The following is a 4390-nucleotide window of genomic DNA, read 5'->3' on the forward strand; positions in this document are numbered from 1 at the left end:
TCGCAGGCAGCCGTGTTGGTGTAGAAGCATTACTAGCACGACTACGATCAGATTCACGCCTCGCAACCCTAGAAGCAAATTTATCCTTTGTTAACTGGATGCCCTTCCAGCGCCTGAAGGTGCGGTTGCGCTCTGAGATTATTACCCTAGGTCAGCCTATAGCTAATCCACATCACTATGCTGGCACCTACATTGATCCCAGCGATTGGAATAGGCTGATTAGCGACCCATCTGTCACTGTGTTGGATGTTCGTAATCGATACGAAGTAGACTGCGGCACCTTTAACCGGGCCATCAATCCTGAAATCGATTCATTTGCAGAGTTCCCCAATTTTGTGCACCATAACCTTGATCCCCAGGTTCATCGCAAGATTGCCATGTTCTGTACAGGCGGTATCCGTTGCGAAAAAGCCAGTGCTTACATGCTGTCTCAAGGATTTGAGCAAGTCTATCAACTCAAGGGTGGCATTCTCAAATATTTGGAGACGATTCCTGCCCATGAGAGTCAATGGCACGGTGATTGTTTCGTGTTTGATGACCGGGTGACATTGAACCACAACCTCCAACCCTCTCATCATCCCTAGCGGCTTCTTCACCACAAGTTAACATAGGGCGATCTAGTAGTTGAGGACGATGTTTAGCATTTGCATCAGCCCACTACTTGCCAATGTACCCCCACTTATCATCTACCCTGACAGCGGCCAGGCCGTTAATAAATGGACGCGCATCTTCAAATTGAAGATTGATCACAAACAGCCCAGTTCTATCGATGTAGCCCCACTTGTTGCCAACGCGAACTGCTGCCAGCCCATCGGAAAAGGCTAAAACGTCATCAAATTCTAGACGCACCACTAGCTTGCCTGTCTTGTCAATAAAGCCATATTTGTCGCCATTGCGTACCCAAGCTAACCCCTCGGAAAAGTTGGCATTATCGTCGAACTGCGGTGCAATCACAATTTCACCTGTGCGATCAATGTATCCATAGCGATCGCCTACCCGTACTCGCGCTAATCCCTCAGAAAATCGATGTGCCACATCATACTGCGGGGGAATGACAAAATGACCTTGAGGATTAATAAACCCATACTTGCTCTTCAGCATCACCCGTGCCAACCCTTCAGTAAAGCGCTCCCCGCTCTCAAACATAGGGGGAATCACCCATGCCCCTGCTTTATTGATATAGCCATAGTGATGATCTAGTTCCACACCAGCCAGCCCCTCACTAAAGGTACGAGCAGCACTTTTATACTGAGCAGGAACCACCAGTCGTCCAGTTTTGTCAATGTAGCCATAGTGATGATCCAGTTCCACCCGTGCTAGCCCTTCAGCAAAACGCTCCCCACTAGAATATTGTGCCGGGATCACCATATTGCCAGCTTCTGTGATGTATCCCCAAAGACCGTCCTTATCCACACAGGCTAGTCCTTCTGAAAATTGGTAGGTGCTCTGGCGAAAGATATTGCGAGGATTAACTGGGAACTGAGGTTTGATTGCAAAGTCGCCCTTGCGATTGATGTAGCCTAGTTTACTGTCCACAATTACCGGAGCCAGAGACTCATAGAAAGATAGCCCTAGGTCAAACTTAGGAGCAATAACACTATAGCCAGGTTTCTTGACCTCAGGTTTGGTTACAGTCACAGCCGGAGGAACTATTTGGGACACATCCGGAACTGGTAAATCCAGTGCTTCTAGCACATCTGCTGCTGTCTGGAAACGAATGGCTGGGTCATAGCACACCATTTTGTCCAGAATGTCTGAAAAGTTTTGGCTGATCTGTGGTGCTTGGTCGTGCCAAATAACCTCTTGCATATCCGGATCACGGGGCAATTGGTTCGGCAAAAGCCCAGTCAGTGCCTGGATAATAATCATTCCGACCGCATAAATATCGCTACAAAGCTGAGGGTTACCCTCCTGTTGCTCCTTAGGCACATACCCCGGAGTACCAACATCTAAACTTTGCGTCAGTGCACCTGAAGCATCTAGCCCCAGTGTCCGAATAACTTTTATAGAGCTAAAGTCTAGCAACATCAACTTTTTATCACGCCATCGGCGTAGCAGATTATTCGGGTTGATGTCTAGGTGAATCACCTTTTGGTGCTGGACAAATACCAAAATCTCTAGGATTTCTTGCAGCAGGGCGATCGCTTCATCCTCTTCCAGCTTGATCCCCAACGGCAATTTTAGGCTATGACCATCAATGAACTCTTGGATGAGATAAAACTCGCTGCCCTGCTCAAAATAAGCAATCTGACGCGGAATTTGCTCATGCTTCCCTAGGGTCGCAAAAACCTTAATTTCAGTTTCAAAAATATCCCTAGCAGCCTGCAACACCACAGGATGGTTAACACGAGGCCTATAGCGCTTGACGACAACTTTTGGCCCACCACGGCGATAGGTGTCATCTGCCAAGTAGGTCTTGCCAACACCACCCTTGCTGAGTTCTCGGATCGTTTCGTAGCGTCCACCGACTAACATTAGGTTTCCTGCAATACCAGTAATGATGTAACAATTCGCAGTGTATATAGCAGCCCGTGCTAAGCAAACAAGCAGCCCAGCAAACCTGCTAGCTTCCAACCTGACACCGTTAGTCCTTCACCGTAGGTGAACATGACTATGCAGTAAGTCGTTGACGGTTACAGCAGTTAGCCTAGTCCAAATCCCCCAAACCAGACCTCTTAGCTTTGCCTACAATTCAATGATGACACAATTCGGAGCTTATACCGCTGTAGCTAGCATGACATCAATGCACCAGAAAGTACATCCACTTGCTAGACTAATCTCAAAGCATCATCATAATAAAAGTTGAAATTTCTTAAGCATTATTTACCTAATTCAATGCTGAATTCGTCTGCTGGTTTAACGTCAGTCAAACAGTGGTGCAAACAGACCCTTCTGTTTGGCCATGATCCCAATGCTGAACTCTTAGCAATCTTAGTGGTCTATTTCGTCCAAGGCATTTTGGGACTGTCTCGCTTGGCCATTAGTTTTTTCCTCAAGGATGACTTGGGGCTAACCCCAGCACAGGTGTCAGCTATGCTTGGTGTTGCAGCTCTGCCCTGGATGGTAAAGCCACTGTTGGGATTCATTTCAGACGGACTGCCAATTTTTGGTTATCGCCGTCGCCCCTACTTGGTGCTATCTGGCTTGATGGGGATGTCGGCATGGCTGGCGCTAGCAACAGTTGTGGACACAGCATGGGCGGCAACGATCGCGATCGCAATTGGGTCGCTTTCAGTTGCTATTAGTGACGTAATCGCTGACTCGCTGGTTGTAGAACGTGCACGGGGCGAGTCGGTTAGCAGCACTGGTTCCTTACAATCTCTCTGTTGGGGTACATCAGCTCTGGGTGGCTTAATCACCGCCTATTTTAGCGGCTCATTGCTGGAGCAGTTTAGTAGCCAAACTTTGTTTGCGGTTACAGCAGCATTCCCCTTGATTGTGTCAGCCATTGCTTGGTTGATTACTGAGTCTCCCGTAGAGAGTAAGTCTGAGTGGGCAGTAGTGCGAACTCAGCTTCAAGAGCTGCGATCAGCCATTAGTCAAGCAGCGATATGGATGCCCACAGTGTTCATTTTCCTGTGGCAAGCAATGCCCACTGCAGAATCTGCTTTCTTTTTCTTTACTACCAATGAGTTGGGCTTTGAGCCAGAATTTCTAGGACGTGTGCGTCTGGTCACGAGTTTGGCTTCATTGTTAGGTATCTGGCTATTCCAGAAATTTTTTAAGACTGTGCCGTTTCGCCAAATTTTTGCTTGGTCTACGGTAATTTCAGCGGTCTTAGGCATGACTACTCTACTACTGGTTACCCATGCTAACCGGGCACTGGGCATTGACGATCGCTGGTTTAGTCTGGGAGACAGTCTAATTCTCACCGTCATGGGGCAAATTGCCTATATGCCCGTGCTGGTATTAGCAGCAAGGCTATGTCCACCAGGTGTAGAGGCAACCTTGTTTGCCTTACTAATGTCAATTAGCAACTTGGCAGGCGTTGTTTCCTATGAATCTGGGGCCATGATTATGCACTGGCTAGGAATCGATGAGCACAACTTTACTAACCTGCCCCTGTTGGTGGTGATTACCAATGCCACTACCCTCATACCCTTAGTGCTGATTGGTTGGCTGCCATCGGATCAAAATGACCTAGAGCAGCAGCGAGAAATTCACAGCCCAGCCCACGCTGGCATATTGGATCCAGAACTGTCACTGTCTAAGCATATGGGACAGGCATTTCTTCCTGATTTTGTTCCCGAATTAGTTTCTCAACGCTCTGAGGCTGAGTAGATGCAGACGACTTCCCTTGATCGAACTATCCTGTCCTATGACCAAAAAGCGTGGCGGCGTGGCTATCGCTCCCAGCCCCATGAGTTTGACTATTGGATTGATGATGTTG

General features: G+C 47.9%; 3 protein-coding genes. 2 read left to right on the top strand and 1 reads right to left on the bottom strand.

The genetic code is table 11. The annotated features are described in order from the left end of the window. A partial coding sequence (locus tag NZ772_14675) for a rhodanese-like domain-containing protein (protein MCS6814796.1) occupies positions 1 to 584 on the top strand: 584 nt, incomplete at its 5' end. Positions 585 to 657: 73 nt separating this feature from the next. On the opposite strand, the gene NZ772_14680 is transcribed toward NZ772_14675, so the two are convergent. Beyond that, positions 658 to 2475 carry a WG repeat-containing protein gene (locus NZ772_14680; protein MCS6814797.1) on the bottom strand — a complete coding sequence of 606 codons (1818 nt, stop codon included), beginning with the start codon at positions 2473 to 2475 and terminating at the stop codon, positions 658 to 660. Positions 2476 to 2835: 360 nt separating this feature from the next. Here NZ772_14680 and NZ772_14685 point away from each other — a divergent pair, with 360 nt between their 5' ends. After that, positions 2836 to 4281: a folate/biopterin family MFS transporter gene (locus NZ772_14685; GenBank protein ID MCS6814798.1), complete on the top strand. Its 1446-nt coding sequence runs from the start codon at positions 2836 to 2838 to the stop codon at positions 4279 to 4281. Positions 4282 to 4390 lie beyond the last annotated feature (109 nt).

The organism is Cyanobacteriota bacterium, assembly GCA_025054735.1.
Taxonomy (GTDB): Bacteria; Cyanobacteriota; Cyanobacteriia; order SKYG9; family SKYG9; genus SKYG9.

Excerpts from the sequence above, each read along its gene's own strand:
- NZ772_14680 (MCS6814797.1), bottom strand. The coding sequence starts at position 2,475 with ATGTTAGTCGGTGGACGCTACGAAACGATCCGAGAACTCAGCAAGGGT.
- NZ772_14685 (MCS6814798.1), top strand. The coding sequence starts at position 2,836 with ATGCTGAATTCGTCTGCTGGTTTAACGTCAGTCAAACAGTGGTGCAAA.